The sequence below is a fragment of the Halobacterium rubrum genome (assembly GCF_021729015.1).
GTDB classification, from domain to species: domain Archaea; phylum Halobacteriota; class Halobacteria; order Halobacteriales; family Halobacteriaceae; genus Halobacterium; species Halobacterium rubrum.
Map to the genome: position 1 here is coordinate 338,439 of NZ_JAJQQZ010000001.1, position 18,647 is coordinate 357,085.

Consider the following 18,647-nt stretch of genomic DNA (forward strand, 5'->3'; position numbering starts at 1 on the left):
GGCGACCGCGGCGGTCTACGTATGCCCACCGTGCGCGAAGACCGCGTGTTCGTCGAACAGGGCGAGACCCTCGTGGCGTACGTCGCCGCCGGCCTCGGCATCACTGCCGCCCACATCTCCGGCAGCAAGGTCGGCGAGTTCGCCCTCGAACACCGGTGTGACGCCCGCGACGTGGCCGCCACCGGCCTCGGCGTCGCCGCCGCCACCGACGACGGCGTCCTGCTCTCGACGGCCGGCAGGGACTTCGCCGCCACCGGCTTCGACCGGGCCGCCGTCGCCGTCACCGGCTTCGACGGCGGCGTGCTCGCGGCCGGCGAGGACGGCACCGTCGCGCACTACGACGGCAGCGAGTGGACCGACCGCGGCGCCGTCGACGACGGCGTGGACGTCCGCGGTCTCGACGCCGACCTCGTCGCCGCCACCGACGGCGTCCACCGCCTCACCGCCGACGGCGACGGCCTCACGCACGCCGGCCTCGACGACGCCCACGACGTCGCCGCTCCCGGCGTCCCGCAGGCCGCCACCGCAGACGGCCTGTTCTCGCTCGGGAACGGCTGGCTGGAGGACGTCTCCGGCGACTTCCGCGCGGTCGCCGCCGACCCCGCCACCGCCGCCCCCGGCGAGGTCGGCGTCGCCCACGCCGCCACCCCCGACGCCTGCTTCGAACACACTGCCGACGGCGAGTGGACCGAACGAACCGCCCTCCCGGTCGACGAACCGGTCGTCGACGCCACCCACGCCGTCGACACGACCATCCTCCTCACCGCCACCGGCACCCTCGTCGTCGACGACCACACCGACGGTGACACCCGCCACCGCAGCCTCGGCCTCCCCGACGCCGCCGCCGTCACCGTCGTCGGCGAAGAACACGTCACCAGCGACGAAGACGCAGCGTAACGCCACGCCCCCGCTTCGCCCGGTCGACCACGCTGCTCGCGGCTCCCGCTGGTCGCCGCTCGCGCTAACGTGGCTCTCGCTCACTTCGTTCGCTCCGAGCCACGCACGCAAAGGAAACGCGTAAGCCGCCGGCACGAGTCCACCCGGATATGTTACTCAGCGGGTCCTCGAGCCAGGCGCTCGCGGCCGCGCTCGCCGCCGAGACCGGCGAGCGACTCGGCCGGGTGGCCTACGACTCGTTCCCGGACGGCGAGCAGCTGGTGACCGTCCCGGAGGACGTCGCCGGCGAGCGAGCGGTGGTGGTGGCGTCGACGCCGACCAGCGACGCGCACGTCGAAGTGCTGCAGTTGCAGGACGCTGCCCGCGAGGCCGGCGCGAGCGAGGTCGTCACCGTCCTCCCCTACATGGGGTACGCGCGGCAGGACGAGGCCTTCGAGGCCGGCCAGCCGGTGTCGGCGCGAGCGGTCGCCCGCGCCATCTCGGCCGGCACGGACCGCGTGATTACGGTCAACCCTCACGAAGACGGCGTGCTGGAGTTCTTCGATGCGCCCGCCGTGGGCGTCGACGCCGCGCCGCAGCTCGCCGAGCCGCTACCCGGCGACCTCGCGGACCCCGTCTTCCTCGCGCCCGACCACGGTGCGACCGGGCTCGCGGAGAGCGTCCGAGACGCCTATGGCGGCGGTGTCACCGACCACTTCGAGAAGGTCCGGCACTCCGGCAGCGACGTCACGGTCGAACCGAGCGAGATCGAGACCGCCGGCCGGGACGTCGTCGTCACGGACGACATCGTCGCCACCGGCACCACGATGAGCGAGGCCATCGCCGCGCTCGACGACCCGGGCCGGGTGTTCGTCGCCACCGTCCACCCGCTGCTCGCGGGCAACGCCCGCCTCAAACTCGCGGACGCGGGCGTCGACGCCGTCTACGGTACCGACACCATCGAGCGCGCCGTCTCCGAAGTGTCGGCCGCACCCGCCGTCGCCGACGAACTCTGACGCCGGCTCGTTCTCTCTGTCCCGCTCGCCGCAGCCGTCACCGCAGCCGCCCCAGGAGCGCGGCGTCGGGCCGCCACGCGAGCAGCGCGACGGCGAGCACGAACACCGCCGTCGAGAGGTCGTAGGACAGCGCCGACGCCGTCCCGAACGCGACCGCGCCGCCGGCCAGCGACGAGACGACCGCCGCCAGCAGCGGCAGCGTACAGCTCACGCACGAGAACAGCCCGACGAACCCGCCCGCCAGCGACGTCTCCGCGTCGGCGAGCGTGGCGTACACGAGGTACGCGAGCGCGAGGTAGCCGGCGACCCGGTAGGGAGCGGCGGCCACCCGGACGGGGCCGACGTGCGCCAGCATCATCGGCCCCCAGCCGGGTGGCAGCGCCCAGTAGACGGTCACGCCGCTGCCGTTCGACGCCGCGAGGATGCCGCCGACGGCCGCGAGCACGAGGAAGTACGCTGCGGCGACCCCCGCCGCGAGCCGGCGCCGCCGTCCGTTCGCCGGCCGGGGCGTGACCCGCCAGACGGCGAGCACGCTGGCGTTCAGCCACACGAACGGGTAGAGGAAGTACCGCAGTTCGTCGACGGCGACCGGCATCGCGGCGAGGTAGGCCGCGAGCGCCGCGATTTCGGCGAGCGCGAGCGTGGCGAGGACGCCGACCGTCTCCCGCCGGGGTCGAACTCGGGCGAGCGCGGCGCTCACGACGACTCCACCTCCCCGGCTCCAGTCTCGCCACCGGACCCGCCCCAGTCAAGCAGCGAGCGCGTGGAGTTCCCGACGACCAGCAGGCTGGAGGCGGTCATCGCGCCCGCTGCGAACAGCGGATTGAGGGCGCCGGCGACGGCCAGTGGCACCGCGATGGCGTTGTAGAGGAACGCCCACGCGAGGTTCTGGCGGATGCGGCCGTTGGTCGCGTCAGTCAGCTCGAAGATGCGCGGGACGGCGGCGAGGTCCTCCGTGGTGACGACGGCGTCGGCGGCGTCGGCGGCGAGCGCGGCGTGGTCGAGGGCGACGCCGAGGTCGGCGGCCGCCAGCGCTGGCGCGTCGTTGACGCCGTCGCCGACCATCGCCACCGTGTCGCCGTCGGCGCGCAGCGACCGCACGACCTCGGTCTTGCCCTCCGGCGGGACGCCCGCGAACACCTCGGCGACGGCGTCGTGCTCGCGGAACTGCCGGGCGGCCTCGGGGTCGTCGCCCGTCAGCACGACCACGTCCCGGCCGTCGGCCGCGAGGTCGGTGACGACGGCCTGCCACTCGTCGCGCGGCCGGTCGCCGGCGACCACGACCCCTCGAGCTTCGCCGTCCCAGCCGACGAGCACGGGGACGTTCCCGTTCGCTCGCGCCTCGCTCGCGCGCTCGGCGTACCGCTCGGGCACCCGCCAGTCGCGGTCCGCGAACAGCTCGCGGTTCCCGGCTAGCACCGCCGCGCCGCCGGCCGCGTCCACCGGCGCTGTCTCGTCCGTCCGGGCACCGTCGGGGCGGACCGCGAGACTGCCGGCGACGCCCCGGCCGGGCACGCGTTCGAAGTCGTCGACGTCGCCGGCCGGCGCGGCCCCGTCGGTGATGGCTGCGGCGACCGGGTGGTCGGCGTACTGCTCGACGGCGGCCGCCCGGGCGAGCACGCGGTCGTCGCCGACCACGTCCCGGACGCGCATCTCGCCGGTGGTGAGCGTCCCCGTCTTGTCGAACACCACGGTGTCGGCCTCCGGTGCGGCCTCGAACGCCGAGGCGTCGGTGACGACGACGCCGGCGTCGAGGGCCTCCTTGACGCCCCGGGCGACCGCCAGCGGGGTCGCGAGCCCGAGCGCACACGGACACGACACCACGAGCACGGACAGCCCGACGAGCAGCGCCTCGTTCGCGGCGGCGCCACCGGCGAGGAAGTGCCAGCCGCCGGCCAGCCCCGCGAGCACGAACACGAGCGGGACGAAGACGGCGGCGACGCGGTCGACGAGCCGCTGGACGCCCGGCCGGGCGCTCTGGACGTCCCAGAGCACGCGCACGACGCGGTCGAGCGTGCTCGCGGCGTCCTCGCCGACCGTCACGACGAGCCGGCCGTCCGTGACGACGGCGCCGCCGACGGCGTCGTCGCCCGGTTCCTTCCCGACGGGCGTGGACTCGCCGGTCACGAGCGACTCGTCGACGGTCGCCGTACCCTCGGCGACCGTGCCGTCGACGGGCACGCGCTCGCCGGCGACGACCACGACCTCGTCGCCGGGCCGGAGGTCGTCCACTGGAACCGTCTCTGTCCCGCCGCCGGCGCTGCGGCGGGTGGCGTCGTCGACGCGCTCCTCGGTGAGGTCTGCGAGCCGACCGGCCGCCGCGCGCTTCACCCGGCCCTCGTAGTAGTCCCCGACGGTGACCGCGAGCACGACGACGATGGCGACGTCGAAGTACACCTCGCGGCCCCCAGTCAGGACGGTCACCGTGCTGAACAGGTAGGCGGCGCCCGCCGCGATGGCCACCAGCAGGTCCATGTTCGGGTGGCCGGCCCGCAGGCTCACGTACGCCCCCCGGAACAGCGGGTAGCCGGTGTACGCCAGCACGACCGTCGCCATCAGCCAGACGTTCGCCAGCAGGTAGCTGCCCGCCAGCCCCTGGAGGTCCAGCAGGTGGGCCGCCGACGGCACGTCGAGGTACGCAGGGTAGAGGAACAGGACGTACCACAGCATCGTCATCATCCCGAAGAAGCCGCCGACGAGCAGCCGCCCGACTTCCGACTGGTCGTCGTCGGCCTCGTCGTCGCGCTCGCTCGCGCTGTACCCGAGGCCGTCGACGGCGTCCAACACGTCCCCGCGGTCGACCCGCTCGGGGTCGTACGTGACCTTCAGCGTCTCCGTCGGGTAGCTCGCGGACGCCGCCCGCACGCCCTCGGTATCGGTCGCCTGCGACTCCACGAACGCCTCGCAGGTCGCACAGTGCATCCCCGAGACGGAGAGGAACGCCGCCTCGCCGTCCGCGTCCTCGACGTCCGGTCCGGTGTCGAGGTCGTCGGCCGGGTCGGCGTCCACGCTCTCCGGGTCGTCGAGCGTGCGCGCGACTTCCATGCAGCCCCGACAGCAGTACTCGCCGTCGACGCTGCCGTCGCTGGCGGTGACGGGCGGGTCCGGCGTCGGGAGGCCACAGAGCGTGCAGGTGTCGTCGTGGTCGGTCATGTCACGTTGGCATCGGCGGCATCGGCAGCGGCAGGTGCGGGACCGTGTAGCCGAGCGCGGTCACGCCCTTCGCCAGCGGGATGGTGCCCGCGACGACGAACGCGACGCCGAGCGCGCGGTGGACCCGGTGGCGCGTCGTCGCGCTCACGGCGTCGACGGCGGTGCCGTACGCGAACAGCGTCGGGAACGTCCCGAGGCCGAGCGCGCCCAGCGCCGCCGCGCCCTCTGTGGGGCTGCCGGTCGCGAGCGCGTACAGGTAGCCCGGGTAGATGAGCGGACACGGCATCGCGCCGTGGGCGGCGCCCAGCGCGACGATGCCCGGGCCGGTCGCCCAGTCGTCGACGCGGTCGGTGAGCCGGCCGGTGACCGCGCCGAACGCCCGGCCGAGTCCGGGGACAGCGCCCGAGGTCAGCCGGGACTGGCCGCCGGTCGCGTACCCGACGCCGGCAGCGACGATGACGACGCCGGCGACGATGCCCGCCACGCCCCGGACGAGGTGGCTCACTTCGAGGACGCCGCCGGCGTCCACGAGCACGGCGCCCAGCGCCCCCATCAGCCCGCCGACGGCGGCGTAACTGACGGTCCGGCCGGCGTTGAACAGGGCGTGCTGGCGGAGCGCACGCATCGACGGCCCGCGCCTGTCGTCGTGGTCGCCGTCGCCGATTCGGTCGGCGTACATCGTGACCAGCGGCCCACACATCCCGAGGCAGTGCGCGCCGCCGAGCAGTCCCACGACGAAGAACACGACCACGCCGGCGTCGGGCGCGCTCGCTGACGCAGCAGCGACGCCGGCGGCCGCGAGCGACACCCCTGAGAGCCCCATCGCCGCGAGGTCAGTGCGCGACGGCGTGGTCGTCGCCCTCCGCCGCCGAGAACATGTAGTAGAGGCAGCCGGCCACGATGAGGACGTTCCCGAGCGCGATGGCCGCGATGGTCTCCTGGCCCGCCGCGTACAGCGCGACCGGCACCAGCGCCAGCAGCGGCATGACGGTCGCGACGACCTGTGGACGCACGTTCATACCCGCTGGTTGGCTGGTTCTGGCCTAAACCTTTTGACGGATTCCTACGCGCTTGGAATCACCGAGAGTAGCTAAAGGGCCTCTCGGAAACACGGGGGTGTGAACGGCTACGGGGCCTTCCGTTCCGGCACACCGGTAGACTCCGTACCGGCTTCACTCGCGTCGCCGTCCCCGATGGTGACGGGAACGAAGTGAGGTGTACACGATGACCAGACTGGACAACAACAACACTACGCTATCGCGCCGCGGTGTCCTTCGCGCCGCTGCCGGCTCCGCAACCGCACTCGCGGCCGGCGCGGCGGCGACTGGCACGGCCGCGGCCCAGGACTACGGCGGCTGGTTCACCGGCGACGCCAAGGGCGGCGCCGTCGGCAACTACGACGGGACGACTGTCGACCAGACGGGACAGGACGAAGTGACCGTGGAGGTCGGCGTGAACGCCAACGGCGGCTCGTTCGGGTTCGGGCCGGCGGCCGTGCGCGTCGACCCCGGGACGACAGTGAACTTCGAGTGGGTGTCGAACACGCACAACGTCGTCGTCGAAGACCAGCCGGAGGGCGCCGACTGGAGTGGCGACGAGGAGATCAACAACGAGGGCTACTCGTACAGCCACACCTTCGAGACCGAAGGCATCTACAAGTACTACTGCGACCCCCACCTCTCGATGGGGATGAAAGGCGCCGTCGTCGTCGGCGGGTCCGGCGACGGGGGCGGCGGCGGCAGCGACGCTCCGACCGTCGAGGCGGACTACGGCGACTGGTTCACCAGCGACGCCGACGGCGGCGCTGCCGGGAACTTCGACGGGTCGACTGCCGACCGGACCGGGCAGGACGAGGTCACCGTCGAAGTCGGCACGAACGCGAACGGCGGCTCGTTCGGGTTCGGGCCGCCGGCGGTCCGGGTGTCGCCCGGCACCACCGTGAACTTCGAGTGGGTGTCGAACACGCACAACGTCGTCGTCCAGAACCAGCCGAGCGACGCCGACTGGAGCGGCGACGAGGAGATCAACAACGAGGGCTACTCGTACAGCCACACCTTCGACACCCCCGGCGTCTACACGTACTACTGCAACCCCCACCTCACTGCGGGGATGAAAGGCGCCATCGTCGTCGGTGCCGCTCCCGGCGGCAGCGGGGGCGACGGTGGCGGCGGCACTGGGCAGCGCGCGTTCGCCGGCAGCACGCTCTGGAAGTCCGTGTTCGCCGGCGGTGTCGCGCTCGCGATGCTCGCGCCGATTCTCGCGAGCTACTACCGGAACCGCACGCCAGCCGGCGGCTCAGGCGGCGCCGGCAGCGAGACGACAGACGAGATCACCGAGGCCGACGAGTTCGAGCCGGAGACCGAGATCGGGCACGACGAGTACGACCCGGTCGGCACGCTCGCGCTCGTCGCAATCTACTTCCTCATCCTGGTCGGGATGTGGGCGTTCACGTACTTCGTCGAGTTCCTCGGGAACGGACCGACCATCGTGGGGTGACCAAGGATGCGGATACACAGATTCGAGAAACTCTGGCTCGCCGCGGCGTTCGTGCTCATCGCCGCGTTCATCGCCACCATCGTCTACGGCTCGCTCGGCGCGGGCGTCGCGATGGTCGGAGACGAGGGCGGCACGGTCGACCCGGACGACCCGACCGCCTCGGACAACTTCCGGGAGCCCGGCGTCTACCAGACCGGTGACGGCGAGTACGCGGTGTACGTCGAGGCCCGCCAGTTCGCGTTCGCGCCCGGCACGAACGAGCCGATTCGCGTGCCCGCCGACGCCGAAGTGACGTTCTACGTCACCAGCAGCGACGTCACGCACGGCTTCGAGCTCGTCGGGACGAACGTGAACACGATGGTGATTCCCGGGCAGGTCGCCGAGCTCACCGTCGAGTTCGACGAGGCCCGCACGCACCACATCGTCTGCCACGAGTACTGTGGCGCTGCCCACCACGCGATGGAGGGCACCGTGGAGGTCGTGTCCCAGGACCAGTTCCAGTCCCAGGACGTTCCGGAGGTGAACGAGGAATGACGTTCGTCGACAAGTTCCCCGAGGAAGCGAAGCTCGTCAGGTGGCACTTCGGCGTCGGGTTCGTCGCGCTCGCGCTCGGCGGCCTGTTCGGCCTCGTGCAGTCGCTGTACCGGACCGGCTACTTCCGCGACGCGCTGCCGATCGACGCCGCCCAGTACTACACGGTGCTGACCGGGCACGGCGTCCTGCTCGCGCTCGTGTTCACCACGTTCCTCATCTGTGGGTTCTTCGTGTGGGCGATCACGCGCAGCCTCGACCGGCCGCTCGCCCACCAGCGGGTCGCGTGGGCGGGCTTCTTCGCGATGCTCGTCGGGACGACGCTGGCCGCCATCACCATCCTGAACGGGTTCGCGCCCGAGCTGCCGTTCGGCTCCGCGGACGTCCTCTACACGTTCTACGCGCCGCTGCAGGCTCACCCGGCGTTCTACGTCGGCGCGGCGCTCCTCGTCGTCGGGTCGTGGGTCGTCGGCGCCGAGTACTTCCTCACGTACCGCGAGTGGCGCGCCGACAACCCCGGCGAGCGCATCCCCCTGCAGACGTTCATGGTGCTGGCGACGTTCGTCATGTGGTACCTCTCCTCGTTCGGCGTCGCCGTCGAAGTGGTCGTGTTCCTGATTCCGTGGTCGCTGGGGTGGATCAGTCAGGTCGACCCGCTGCTGACCCGGACGCTGTTCTGGTACTTCGGCCACCCGGTCGTGTACTTCTGGCTACTGCCCGCCTACCTGGCGTGGTACACCATCCTCCCGAAGCTCGCGGGCGGCAAACTGTTCAGCGACCCGCTGGCCCGGGTCGTCTTCGTGCTGTTCGTGTTGCTGTCGACGCCGGTCGGCTTCCACCACCAGTACACCGACCCCGGCATCGCTGAAGGGTTCAAGTTCATCGCGATGACGAACACCTTCATGTTGCTGTTGCCGTCGCTGCTGACGGCGTTCACCGTCGTGGCGTCGCTGGAACACGGCGCCCGGCAGCGCGGCGCAACGGGGTACTTCGGCTGGCTGCGCGCGCTCCCGTGGGGCAAGCCGTCGTTCTCCGCGATGGCGCTGGCCGGCCTCGTGTTCGCCGCGGGTGGGTTCTCCGGCATGATCAACGCCGGGATGAACATCAACTACCTCATCCACAACACGATCTGGGTGCCCGGCCACTTCCACCTCACCGTCGGCACGGCGTTCGCGCTGACGATGATGGGTGTCTCCTACTGGCTCGTCCCCCAGATTACCGGCAAACAGCTCCAGCACAAGACCATCGCCGCCGCCCAGCCGTTCGTCTGGGTCATCGGCATGACGCTGATGTCGAACGCGATGCACCGCGGCGGCCTCGCCGGGCTGCCGCGCCGCACCGCGAAGCCGCTGTTCCGCGGCGAGGGCGCCGCGCCGTTCGACCCCGTGGTCGGCAGCATCGCCGAGATGCAACTCCAGATCGCGGTCGGCGGGACGCTGCTGTTCGTCGCCCTCGCGATGTTCCTCGTCGTGATGACGGGGACGTGGCTGTCGCGGTCGGGCGTCGGCCAGCTCTCGGTCAACGGCACGATTCCGGCGCCGCTGTCCGGGCCGGCCGACAGCCCCCGCATCCTCGACAACCTCAAGGTGTGGGCCGGCATCGCCGTCGTGCTGGTGATCATCGCGTACGGCCTCCCGCTGTACAGCATGGTCGCGGACGGCATCCTGTCGCCGGGCGCCGGCCTGCTCGCGCCGCTGCTCGGACTGTAACCCTCCTGTATCGCATCCTCCTCCGGGACGACACATCCACACAGACGAGATGACTGACACCGACCACGAAGCGGACGGCGACGACGTCACCCGGCGCTGGCTGATTCGCGTACTCGTCGGCCTCGGGTTCGGGATTCCGATCGCCATCGAGGGCGCGACGCTCGTCGGTCTCGTGGAGTCGTGGCTGTTCGGCGACGGCGAGGGGGACGACGACGCGGCGTCGACGGCGACCACGACGTCGGAGCCGACGACGGCCGTCGGCGACGACCTGCTGCCGACGACCGACCGCGCCGAGACGCTCACGGAGGCGACCGTCTACGCCCGCGACGACGGCTGGCGGTTCGACCTCGCCGTCGACGTCGAGAACTCGGGCGACCGACCGTACGAACTCCGGCTCGGCACCGTCACGACGCAGGACGGCTCGCGCGTCGAGGGCGGCGCGTCCACCGGCCGGCTCGCCGCCGGCGAGTCGGCGACGCTGTCGGCGAGCTACGACCTCCCGGACGGCGAGACGCCAGCGACGATGGCCGTCGTCGGCGTCGAGTCCGTCGAGGGCGGCGGCGAGCGACTCTTCCGGCGGGACGTTCGCTTCGGCAACATCCCCGTGCAGGGGTAGGCGAACTGCCGGCGGTCCTGCGGCCGTCCGCTGTCACGCTGTCTACTGTCGACCGTCACGCTGCCTGCCGCCGCCCCTCTCGCCACCCTTCGACGAACAGCGCTGCGACCAGCGCGACGGCGAGGGCAGCGCCTGCGGCCGCCGCGAACGCCAGCGCGTAGCGGCCGTCCGGAAGCGCGCGAATCGCGACCCCGTAGCTCTGCAGCCCGAGGAACGCGAGCAGTACCCCGAGGACGACCCGCTGGAGGGTTCGGAGAGCCGACTCGAGCGTCGACGCTGCGGACATACGCCCAGTGCGGTCGGCGACGACAAAAAACGGCCAGTGGCGCTCGCAGCCGCTGCGAAGTCTCAGCGAGCCGGCGGCGAGGCGGGCTTACAGCTCCTCGATTTCGAGGGCGACCGTGGTGCCCTCGACGTCCCACTCCTCGCGGTGCCCGTCGTCGACCTCGCCGAGTTCGCGGGCGCGGGTCTCCTCCCGGATGAGGTCCTCGTGACGGGCGACGAGTTCGGCGACCTCCTCGTCGAATACGAGCACGTCCAGCCGGATCTCGGCGTCCATCTCGAGGTCCATGTCCTTGCGCATCTCCTGGACGCGGCGGACGACCTCTCGGGCGTACCCCTCGCTCTCGACGTCCTCGTTCAGCTCCACGTCGACGTAGACCGTCCCCGACTCGAAGTCGGCGCCGGCGACGTGCTCGGCCGTCTCCTCGACGAACTCGACCATCTCATCGGTGAGTTCGACGTCCATCCCGAGGTCGTCAGCGACCTGCTCGGCGAGGGCGTCGAGGTCCGTGTCGGTGACGTGGGCGTCGTTGAGTGCGTTCATGACACGGCCGGCGTCGTCGCCGAACGCGGGGCCGAGTTCGCTCATGTCGGCGCGGGCGCTGTACGCGAGTTCGCCCCAGGACTCGCCGGGCTCGACGACCTCGACGGTGCGGGTGTTGAGGCGGTCGGCGAGCAGGTCGCCGTGGGCGTCCAGCGCGTCGACGACGCGGTCGTCGTCGGCGTCGACGACGATTCGCGTGACGGGCCACCGGAGCTTCCGGCCGGCCTGCTGGCGGGCGTGGCTGCCCGCCTCCTCGGCGGCACGCAGCACCTCGATGTGCTCCTCGAGAGCGGGCTGGCGCAGCGACTCGTCGACCGCGGGCCAGTCGCACATGTGGACCGTGTCGTAGCCCGTCTCGCCGGTGAGGTGGCCGTACAGCTCCTCGGTGACGAACGGCGCGAACGGCGCCAGCAGCGCCGTGACTTCGAGGAGGACGCGCTGCATCGTGGCGTAGGCGGCGGTCTTCGACGCCGACTCGCCGTCCTCCCACATGCGCTCGCGGACGACCTGCACGTAGTACCGGGAGAGGTCCTCGACGACGAACTCGAGGACCTCCTCGAGCGCGCGGTGCTGCTCGTAGGCCTCCCAGTGCTCGGTTGCGTCGGCTTTGACGCGCTGCAGCGTGGACAGCAGCCACTCGTCGACGGCCTCTAGCTCGACGTCGTCGACGCCGACGCCGGCGTTCTCGCCGCCGAAGCCCTCGGGGACGTTCGCGTCGAAGCCGTCCAGCGCCATGTACGGCCGCGGGAACCGGAAGACGTTCCAGAGGATGTTGAGGTCGGCCTGCATGTTCCCGACCTCGTCCTCGGAGACCCGCATGTCGTCGCCCTGCGGGGTCACCGAGAGCACGAACATCCGCATCGGGTCCGCGCCGAACTCCTCGATGAGGTCGTGGGGGTCGATGCGGATGTCCTTGCTCTTGGACATCGCGCGGCCGTCCGGCATCAGCGCGTGGCCGTGCATCAGGACGTTCTCGTACGGCGACTGACCGACGGCGGCGGTGCCCATCCCGAGCTGGCTCCAGAACCAGCCGCGGGTCTGGTCGTGGGCCTCGATGATGAGGTCAGCGGGCCACAGCTCGTCGTGGGCCTCCGTCTCCGCGGGGTAGTTCAGGGTGCCCCAGGAGGCGACCGAGGAGTCGATCCAGACGTCGAAGACGTCCGGGACGCGGGTGTACGTCGTCCCGTTCTCCGTGATGGTGAGGTCGTCGACCGTGTCCTTGTGGAGGTCGACCTCGTCGGGGTCGACGTTCTGGTCGACGCGCTCGGCGAGCTCCTCGCGATCCCCGACCACGACGACGTCCTCGACGTCGCCGCTCCAGTCCTCGGGCGTCCAGATTGGCAGCGGGATGCCCCAGTAGCGCTGCCGGCTGACGTTCCAGTCCGGCGCGTCCTCCACGAAGTCCCGGAAGCGGTTCTCCCGTGCCCAGTCGGGGTACCAGTCGGCGTCCTCGATGTTCTCCAGCAGCTCGTCTTTGACGTCGGTGACCGTGATGAACCACTGGTCGGTGACGATCTGGACGATGCCGGTGTCACACCGCCAGCAGTGCCCGTAGCTGTGCTCGACGGTCTGGCTGGCGAGCATCGCGCCGCTTTCCTCGAGGTCGGCGATGATGTCGTCGTTGGCGTCCCGCACGAACTGCCCCTCGTACTTACCGCCCTCGTCCGTGTAGACGCCGTCCTCGCCGACCGGACAGAACACGGGCAGCCCGAGTTCCTCGCCGCGGTCGAAGTCCTCCTCGCCGTGGCCGGGCGCGGAGTGCACGAGCCCGGTGCGGTCGGCCTCCACCCAGTCGCCGTGGTAAACCTCGTGAGTGCCGTCGGCGTCGGTGGGGTTCGCGGGCACCTCGTCGGTCAGCGGCGGCGTGTACGACCAGCCCACGAGGTCGCTGCCGGTGAGGTCGGCCTCGACCTCGTAGTCGCCGTAGCGGCCCGCCGACAGCACGTCCTCCACGCACTCAGTCGCGACGTACAGCACCTCCTCGTCGCCGTCTTCGGTCGTCGCACGGACCTGCTGGTAGTCGCCGTCCTCGTCGACGGCGACGAACTCGTTGGCGGGAATCGTCCACGGCGTCGTCGTCCACACGACGAGGCTGCCCTCGCGGTCGTCGAGGTCGAACTTGACGTAGATGGAGGGGTCGGAGACGTCCTCGTACTCGACCTCGTTGTTCGCGATGGCGGTCTCGCAGCGCGGACACTGACTGATGGAGCGCTTCCCGCGCTCCACGAGATCGTTGTCGTACACCTGGCTGAACGCCCACCACGTCGACTCCATGTACTCCGGGGAGACGGTCCGGTAGGGGTCGTCCCAGTCCATCCACGCGCCGAAGCTCTGGAAGTCCGACTGGAGTTGCTGGAGGCTGTCCTCGGCGAACTCCCGGCAGGCGTCGAGGAAGTTCTGGACGCCGAACTCCTCGATGTCCTTCTTGTTCGCGAAGTCCATCTCCTCCTCGACTTTCGTCTCGATGGGCAGCCCGTGCATGTCGTAGCCCGGGCGGTCGGTCACGTGGTGGCCCTGCATCCGCTGGTACCGGATGTAGGCGTCTTTCAGGCTCTTGTTCCACGCGTGCCCCATGTGGGCGGCGCCGCTCGTGTACGGCGGGCCGTCCACGAAGAAGAACGGCTCGCCGTCGGCCCGGTGCTCGACCGTCTGCTCGTAGGCGTCGACGTCGTCCCAGTACGAGAACACCCGGTCCTCCACGTCCTCGGGGTCGTACTGGTCGGGCACGTCGCCGAATCCACTCATACGGGTACCGTCCCGCTCGCACCTAAAAGGATAATCGGTTGTACAGCCGCCGGCAGTCCGCGGTTACGCCAGCCGGCCCGCGACCGCGTCCTGGAAGACCTTCACGCCGGCCGCCACGCCGACCGCCCCCATGACGGCGAGCCAGACGCCGAAGCCGACGTCGCCGCCGCTGCCGAGCGTCGAGGCGCTCTGGAGTTCCGCCACCAGCCCGCCGCCGACGAGGGTCGCACCGAGGAGCGCGAACAGCGCGGTGACGGCGGCGTCGAACAGTTCGGGGAGAGATTCGAGCATACGCCCCGTCAGTACCCACCCCGTTGTAGGCTTTCCGCTCGACTCAGAAGATTTACGACAGCCCGGAGGCGACCGCCGGTATGGGCCACACTGGGAACCTCGACTACCCCGACCTCGCGAAGTACGGGACGCTGGCGAGCCTGGCGCTCCTGCTGGTCGGCGCCGCCGGCACGACGCTGGGCGCGGGTCGACTGCCGGGCTGGGAGCTGACGCTGCTGCTGGACCTCGAAATTCTCGGCGTGCTCGGCATCGTCGTCTGTCCGTTCCTCTTCGGTGTCGCGCTCCCCCTGCTGGAGTGACGCTCCCGGCGACCGGGCGCGGTCGCCGACAGGACTAACTCGCGGTCTCCCGTTTGCCTCGCGCATGCCCGAGGACGCGTTCGAGACGCTCGCGGACGCCGACGTCCGCAACGCCGCGACGTTCACACTCGACGCAGCCCACGCGACGCCCGTGTTCGGCCGCCAGCAGGACCCGCCCAGCGAGCCCGCCGCGACCGACGCCGACCCCGGGGAGGCCGTCGACGTGCTCGGTACCTCCCACCTGCTCGCGCAGTTCGGCGCGGTCGCCCGCGAGGCGCTGCGCGGCTACCTCCCGGAGGGCCACGGCGCCGTCGAGCGCGGCGCCTCCATCTCTCACCTCGCGCCCGTCGGCGTCGACAGCGAGGTCACTGTGACGGCGACGATGGTGCGCGTCAGCCGGCCGGACGTCCGGTTCGCCGTGCGCGCCGAACGCGAGTCCGACGGTGCCTCCGTCGCCACCGGCGACCTGACGTTCCGCGTCGTCGACCGCGACCGGTTCCGGGACTCCGTCCCCGAGTAGGCTTAAGGGCGAGCCGTGCGTCCCGTCACCCATGAGCGAGGACTGCATCTTCTGCCAGATCGTCGACGGCGAGATTCCCGGCCGCATCGTCTACGAGGACGACGACGCGGTGGCGTTCCTCGACGCGAATCCGATGGCGCCCGGCCACACGCTCGTCGTCCCCCGGACCCACCACGAGACTCTCGGCGACCTGCCCGCCGACGAGGGCGAGGCCGTGTTCGCGGCGCTCCACCGGCTCGCACCCGTCGTCGAGGCCGCCGTCGACGCAGACGCCAGCACCGTCGCGTTCAACAACGGCGAGGCGGCCGGCCAGGAGGTACCACACGTCCACGGCCACGTCATCCCGCGGTTCGAGGGCGACGGCGGCGGCCCCATCCACACGGTCGCCGGCAGCCGCCCCGACCTCTCCGACGAGGACCTCGACGCCATCGCCGACGACATCGCGAGCGCCGCCGAGTGACCGACCCGCCGCGGCTGGCCACACGCCCCGCCCGGAGCGCTGACGCGCCGTGACCGCGACCGCCGTCTTCGCGGCGTACACCGCGGCGTTCGCGCTGACGGCAGTCGCGTGTTTCGCGAGTCTGCGGCGGACCGGTCGCGTCGAGGACGCCGACACGCGCCGCGGGCTCGCCGCGCTGCTCGCGACCAGCGGCCTCTGGGCGGCCGCCGCCGTCGGCTACCTGCTCGCGCCGACCGACGACGCCGCGAACGCGTTCCACATCCTCGGGCTCGTCGCGGGATTCAGCACACCGGGGGCGTGGCTGTACTTCTGTTCGGCGTACACCGGCCGTCGCCTGCACCGCGACCCCCGGTACCGGCGGGCCGCCGTCGCGGTGTTCGCCGTCGTCGTCGCGGTGAAAGTCACGAATCCGCTGCACCACGCGTACTTCACCACGACGGCAGCGTCGACGCCGTTCCCGCACGCCGCCGTCCAGAGCGCCGCGCTGCACTGGCTGGTCGCCGGGTTCGCGTACGCGCTGTCCGCTGTCGGCTACTTCATGCTGCTCGAACTGTTCGACCAGACGAGCCTCGACACCCGGCCGCTCGTCGGGCTCGCGTCGCTCACCGCGCTGCCCGTCGCGCTCACGGTCGCCGGATCCCGAGTGCCGTGGCTCGTCGACATGTCCTACGAGCCGCTGGGCGTCGCGGCGTTCGCCGTCGGCTCCCTGTTCCTGTTCACGGGGACGTTCGAGACCGTCCGCGTCACCAGCCAGCTCGACGACCCCGTGGTGTTCGTCGATGCCGACGACCGCATCCGGGACTACAACGACGAGGCGGGTGGACTGTTCCCGGCGCTCGAGGGCGCCACCGGCCGCCCGGTCGCCGACGTCCTGCCGGACGTCGTGGGCGTCGTCGAGGCCGACGACGCCGTCATCGACCGCGAGGTCGACGGCGAGACGCGGTCGCTGCTGGTGGCCGCCAACCAGTTCGCGGTCGGCCGCAACCGGGTCGGCCAGCTGTTGCTGTTCTCGGACGTCACCGAGAGCGAGCGCCACCGCCGCGAACTGGAACGCCAGAACGAGCGCCTCGAACAGTTCGCGAGCGTCGTCAGCCACGACATCCGCAACCCCCTGAACGTCGCGCAGGGCCGGCTCGACCTCGCCCGCGAGGCCCGGGACGACGAGAACCTCGAGACGGTCGCCGACGCGCTCGACCGCATGGAGTCGCTGGTCGCGGACCTGCTGGCGCTCGCCCGGCAGGGCGAAGCCATCGGCGACACCGAACCCTGCAGCCTCCGGGACGTCGCCGAGGAGGCCTGGGCGGGCGTCGGCACCGGTGACGCCACCCTCGACGTGGCCGGCGACAGGACGCTGGCTGCCGACCGCACCCGGCTCGTGCAGCTGTTCGAGAACCTCTTCCGGAATGCCGTGGAGCACGGCTCCACGAACCCTGACTCGCAGGCCCGTCAGGACGCTGTCGAACACGGCGGCTCCAGTGTGACTGTCTCGGTCGCCCCCACCGACGACGGCTTCGCCGTTGGCGACGACGGCCCCGGTATTCCCGTCGACCAGCGCGCCCGCATCCTCGAACCGGGCGTGACGACCACCGAGGGCGGCACGGGGTTCGGGCTCGCCATCGTCGCGAGCATCGCCAGCGCACACGGCTGGACGGTGACGGTCGGCGAGAGCGAGGCCGGCGGTGCACGCTTCGAGTTCGCGGGCGTCGAAACGCTGGCTCAGAACGACTAAATTTTAGTACGATAAAAAGCGAATCTATGGCATGGAGACGACAACGACCGCCGCACTCGTCGGCGTCGCCGGCGGCGCCGGCGCCACCCGTCTCGCCACCGAGACTGCCGCCGTGCTCGCGCGGGACGGCGCCAGCGTCGGCGTCCTCGACGCCGCACTCGCTACGCAGGGACTCTCACAGCACGTGGCCGGGCGCATCGACCCCGACGCCGCCGCAGTCCTCGCCGGTGACGCCGACCCCGCCGACGCCCGCCACGACCTCGCCCCGGACGCCCCCGGCGACGTGGCCGCGTATCCGGCGTTCGCGCCGTTCACGCGCGTCGCCGAGGCGAAGACTACGGAGGCCGCCCAGCGGTTCGAGGCTGTCCTCGACGACCTCGCAGCGACCCACCACTACGTGCTCGTGGACACGCCGCCGGTTGCCGCCAACCAGTCCGTCGCCGCCGTCACCGCCAGCGACGCCGTCGCTGCCGTGGTGCCACCCGGTAACCGCGGCGCCGACAGCCTCCAGCGCGTCCGCGGCCGCCTCGCCGACGTCGGCGCCGACTGCGACCACGTCGTCGCCAACCGGACCCAGACAGCACCGCCGGACGCGGGCCTCGCTGTCCCCGAACACGACGAGACGGGGATTCCCGACGCGCCCGTCGCGCTCGACGGCACCGACGCCTTCACCGAGTCGGTCGTGGCGCTCGCCGAGACGCTGTTCGAGACGACCGTCGACGTCGACTTCGAGGACGACTCCGTGCTCGACGCCGCCCGCGAGAAGCTAGCCTGACTCGGGGAGCGTCGCGTCCAGCGCGTCCCGCTTCGCGACCATCGCGTCCTCGCCGGGAGACAGCGTACTCTCCACCGCCTCGGCCGCCCCCGACAGCCGGTCGTGGGTGGCGACGTACGCCGCGAGCGCGAACTCGCGCTCGCTGGCGTCAGTCAGCGCGAGCGCGTCTGCCCGCGACAGCTCGGCGTCCAGCCAGTCCTCGAGCACGTCGCGCTGCAGCGGCGAGAACGGCGTCAGTCCCTCGAACCCCAGCCGGTGGAGGCACTTCGCCGTCGTCGTCGGTGCGAGGCCCACCTCGTTGGCCGCGTCGCCGACGCTCCCGCCGGCCGCGTACGCCTCAGCGAGGTCGGCGGCCGCCTCCGCCCCACAGGGCAGGTCGTCGGCGTACTCCGCCAGCCGCTCGGCCAGCGACGCCGCCGTGCGGTCGACACTCGCCACGCCGCGCTCGCGCTGGCTGGTCGTCACCGCCACCCCCTCCGCGATGTCCGACAGTCCCATACCCGGCTCTTCCGCCCCACAGAACTTAAAATTAGACGAAACAGACGCGAACTGAACGCCGCCGGTACGCCGGAACCTACCGGTTACCGGTAGGTTCAGGAACCTCG

Annotated in this window: 19 protein-coding genes; 11 read left to right on the forward strand and 8 right to left on the reverse strand. The window is 71.4% G+C overall.

Annotated elements, in window-relative coordinates; translation table 11 throughout:
- Window positions 1-21 precede the first annotated feature (21 nt).
- Both LT971_RS01735 and prs read left to right on the forward strand, forming a co-directional pair.
- A complete protein-coding gene (locus LT971_RS01735) occupies window positions 22-897 on the forward strand; it encodes an HVO_0234 family beta-propeller protein (RefSeq protein WP_237005125.1) in 876 nt (291 codons plus the stop codon).
- A gap of 149 nt (window positions 898-1,046) precedes the next feature.
- A complete protein-coding gene (gene prs, locus LT971_RS01740; RefSeq protein WP_237005126.1) occupies window positions 1,047-1,892 on the forward strand; it encodes a ribose-phosphate diphosphokinase in 846 nt (281 codons plus the stop codon).
- A gap of 37 nt (window positions 1,893-1,929) precedes the next feature.
- On the opposite strand, the gene LT971_RS01745 is transcribed toward prs, so the two are convergent.
- Genes LT971_RS01745 through LT971_RS01760 form a run of 4 tightly spaced genes read right to left on the reverse strand, consistent with a single transcriptional unit; the run spans window position 1,930 to window position 6,064 of the window.
- Entirely contained in the window at window positions 1,930-2,592 is a 663-nt protein-coding gene (locus LT971_RS01745; RefSeq protein WP_237005127.1) for a DUF7546 family protein, read from the reverse strand.
- Window positions 2,589-5,045 carry a heavy metal translocating P-type ATPase gene (locus tag LT971_RS01750; protein WP_237005128.1) on the reverse strand — a complete coding sequence of 819 codons (2,457 nt, stop codon included), beginning with the start codon at window positions 5,043-5,045 and terminating at the stop codon, window positions 2,589-2,591. The genes LT971_RS01745 and LT971_RS01750 overlap by 4 nt, the downstream gene beginning before the upstream one ends.
- Window position 5,046: 1 nt before the next feature.
- Window positions 5,047-5,868, reverse strand: a complete 822-nt coding sequence (locus LT971_RS01755) for a sulfite exporter TauE/SafE family protein (RefSeq protein WP_237005129.1) — start codon at window positions 5,866-5,868, stop codon at window positions 5,047-5,049.
- A 10-nt stretch (window positions 5,869-5,878) separates the two neighbouring features.
- Window positions 5,879-6,064 (reverse strand): DUF8131 family protein, encoded by a 186-nt coding sequence (locus tag LT971_RS01760; protein ID WP_237005130.1) that lies wholly within the window; start codon window positions 6,062-6,064, stop codon window positions 5,879-5,881.
- Between the two features lie 205 nt (window positions 6,065-6,269).
- Here LT971_RS01760 and LT971_RS01765 point away from each other — a divergent pair, with 205 nt between their 5' ends.
- Genes LT971_RS01765 through LT971_RS01780 form a run of 4 tightly spaced genes read left to right on the forward strand, consistent with a single transcriptional unit; the run spans window position 6,270 to window position 10,397 of the window.
- Window positions 6,270-7,541, forward strand: coding sequence for a halocyanin domain-containing protein (locus LT971_RS01765; protein ID WP_237005131.1), 1,272 nt, complete (start codon window positions 6,270-6,272; stop codon window positions 7,539-7,541).
- 6 nt (window positions 7,542-7,547) lie between these two features.
- Entirely contained in the window at window positions 7,548-8,075 is a 528-nt protein-coding gene (locus LT971_RS01770; RefSeq protein ID WP_237005132.1) for a cytochrome c oxidase subunit II, read from the forward strand.
- The gene (locus LT971_RS01775) at window positions 8,072-9,781 is read left to right on the forward strand and encodes a b(o/a)3-type cytochrome-c oxidase subunit 1 (protein ID WP_237005133.1); all 1,710 of its coding nucleotides are present in this window, start codon (window positions 8,072-8,074) and stop codon (window positions 9,779-9,781) included. Before LT971_RS01770 ends, LT971_RS01775 begins: the two co-directional genes overlap by 4 nt.
- A gap of 49 nt (window positions 9,782-9,830) precedes the next feature.
- Window positions 9,831-10,397: a hypothetical protein gene (locus tag LT971_RS01780; protein WP_237005134.1), complete on the forward strand. Its 567-nt coding sequence runs from the start codon at window positions 9,831-9,833 to the stop codon at window positions 10,395-10,397.
- A gap of 55 nt (window positions 10,398-10,452) precedes the next feature.
- On the opposite strand, the gene LT971_RS01785 is transcribed toward LT971_RS01780, so the two are convergent.
- The 3 genes from LT971_RS01785 to LT971_RS01795 form a co-directional block, all read right to left on the reverse strand.
- Window positions 10,453-10,683, reverse strand: coding sequence for a hypothetical protein (locus tag LT971_RS01785; protein ID WP_237005135.1), 231 nt, complete (start codon window positions 10,681-10,683; stop codon window positions 10,453-10,455).
- 87 nt (window positions 10,684-10,770) lie between these two features.
- A complete protein-coding gene (ileS, locus tag LT971_RS01790; protein WP_237005136.1) occupies window positions 10,771-13,968 on the reverse strand; it encodes an isoleucine--tRNA ligase in 3,198 nt (1,065 codons plus the stop codon).
- Between the two features lie 63 nt (window positions 13,969-14,031).
- On the reverse strand, window positions 14,032-14,259 hold the full coding sequence (locus tag LT971_RS01795) for a DUF8151 family protein (RefSeq protein ID WP_237005137.1): 228 nt from the start codon (window positions 14,257-14,259) through the stop codon (window positions 14,032-14,034).
- Between the two features lie 80 nt (window positions 14,260-14,339).
- Here LT971_RS01795 and LT971_RS01800 point away from each other — a divergent pair, with 80 nt between their 5' ends.
- The 5 genes from LT971_RS01800 (at window position 14,340) to LT971_RS01820 (ending at window position 18,042) form a co-directional block, all read left to right on the forward strand.
- Complete coding sequence (locus LT971_RS01800) at window positions 14,340-14,558, forward strand: DUF7860 family protein (protein ID WP_237005138.1); 219 nt, start codon at window positions 14,340-14,342, stop codon at window positions 14,556-14,558.
- A gap of 64 nt (window positions 14,559-14,622) precedes the next feature.
- Window positions 14,623-15,078, forward strand: coding sequence for a thioesterase family protein (locus LT971_RS01805; RefSeq protein WP_237005139.1), 456 nt, complete (start codon window positions 14,623-14,625; stop codon window positions 15,076-15,078).
- A 31-nt stretch (window positions 15,079-15,109) separates the two neighbouring features.
- The gene (locus LT971_RS01810) at window positions 15,110-15,538 is read left to right on the forward strand and encodes an HIT family protein (protein WP_237005140.1); all 429 of its coding nucleotides are present in this window, start codon (window positions 15,110-15,112) and stop codon (window positions 15,536-15,538) included.
- A gap of 49 nt (window positions 15,539-15,587) precedes the next feature.
- Complete coding sequence (locus LT971_RS01815; RefSeq protein ID WP_237005141.1) at window positions 15,588-17,267, forward strand: sensor histidine kinase; 1,680 nt, start codon at window positions 15,588-15,590, stop codon at window positions 17,265-17,267.
- Between the two features lie 31 nt (window positions 17,268-17,298).
- On the forward strand, window positions 17,299-18,042 hold the full coding sequence (locus LT971_RS01820) for a P-loop NTPase family protein (protein ID WP_237005142.1): 744 nt from the start codon (window positions 17,299-17,301) through the stop codon (window positions 18,040-18,042).
- Here LT971_RS01820 and LT971_RS01825 read toward each other — a convergent pair.
- A complete protein-coding gene (locus tag LT971_RS01825; protein ID WP_237005143.1) occupies window positions 18,034-18,540 on the reverse strand; it encodes a DUF7858 family protein in 507 nt (168 codons plus the stop codon). The two genes, LT971_RS01820 and LT971_RS01825, sit on opposite strands and share 9 nt — an antisense overlap.
- Between the last annotated feature and the right edge of the window lie 107 nt (window positions 18,541-18,647).

Coding starts and splice junctions, on each gene's coding strand:
- LT971_RS01760 (WP_237005130.1), bottom strand. CDS start 6,064: ATGAACGTGCGTCCACAGGTCGTCGCGACCGTCATGCCGCTGCTGGCG.
- ileS (WP_237005136.1), bottom strand. CDS start 13,968: ATGAGTGGATTCGGCGACGTGCCCGACCAGTACGACCCCGAGGACGTG.
- LT971_RS01810 (WP_237005140.1), top strand. CDS start 15,110: ATGAGCGAGGACTGCATCTTCTGCCAGATCGTCGACGGCGAGATTCCC.
- LT971_RS01735 (WP_237005125.1), top strand. CDS start 22: ATGCCCACCGTGCGCGAAGACCGCGTGTTCGTCGAACAGGGCGAGACC.
- LT971_RS01795 (WP_237005137.1), bottom strand. CDS start 14,259: ATGCTCGAATCTCTCCCCGAACTGTTCGACGCCGCCGTCACCGCGCTG.
- LT971_RS01805 (WP_237005139.1), top strand. CDS start 14,623: ATGCCCGAGGACGCGTTCGAGACGCTCGCGGACGCCGACGTCCGCAAC.
- LT971_RS01750 (WP_237005128.1), bottom strand. CDS start 5,045: ATGACCGACCACGACGACACCTGCACGCTCTGTGGCCTCCCGACGCCG.
- LT971_RS01825 (WP_237005143.1), bottom strand. CDS start 18,540: ATGGGACTGTCGGACATCGCGGAGGGGGTGGCGGTGACGACCAGCCAG.
- LT971_RS01800 (WP_237005138.1), top strand. CDS start 14,340: ATGGGCCACACTGGGAACCTCGACTACCCCGACCTCGCGAAGTACGGG.
- prs (WP_237005126.1), top strand. CDS start 1,047: ATGTTACTCAGCGGGTCCTCGAGCCAGGCGCTCGCGGCCGCGCTCGCC.
- LT971_RS01765 (WP_237005131.1), top strand. CDS start 6,270: ATGACCAGACTGGACAACAACAACACTACGCTATCGCGCCGCGGTGTC.
- LT971_RS01780 (WP_237005134.1), top strand. CDS start 9,831: ATGACTGACACCGACCACGAAGCGGACGGCGACGACGTCACCCGGCGC.
- LT971_RS01775 (WP_237005133.1), top strand. CDS start 8,072: ATGACGTTCGTCGACAAGTTCCCCGAGGAAGCGAAGCTCGTCAGGTGG.
- LT971_RS01770 (WP_237005132.1), top strand. CDS start 7,548: ATGCGGATACACAGATTCGAGAAACTCTGGCTCGCCGCGGCGTTCGTG.
- LT971_RS01820 (WP_237005142.1), top strand. CDS start 17,299: ATGGAGACGACAACGACCGCCGCACTCGTCGGCGTCGCCGGCGGCGCC.
- LT971_RS01755 (WP_237005129.1), bottom strand. CDS start 5,868: ATGGGGCTCTCAGGGGTGTCGCTCGCGGCCGCCGGCGTCGCTGCTGCG.
- LT971_RS01785 (WP_237005135.1), bottom strand. CDS start 10,683: ATGTCCGCAGCGTCGACGCTCGAGTCGGCTCTCCGAACCCTCCAGCGG.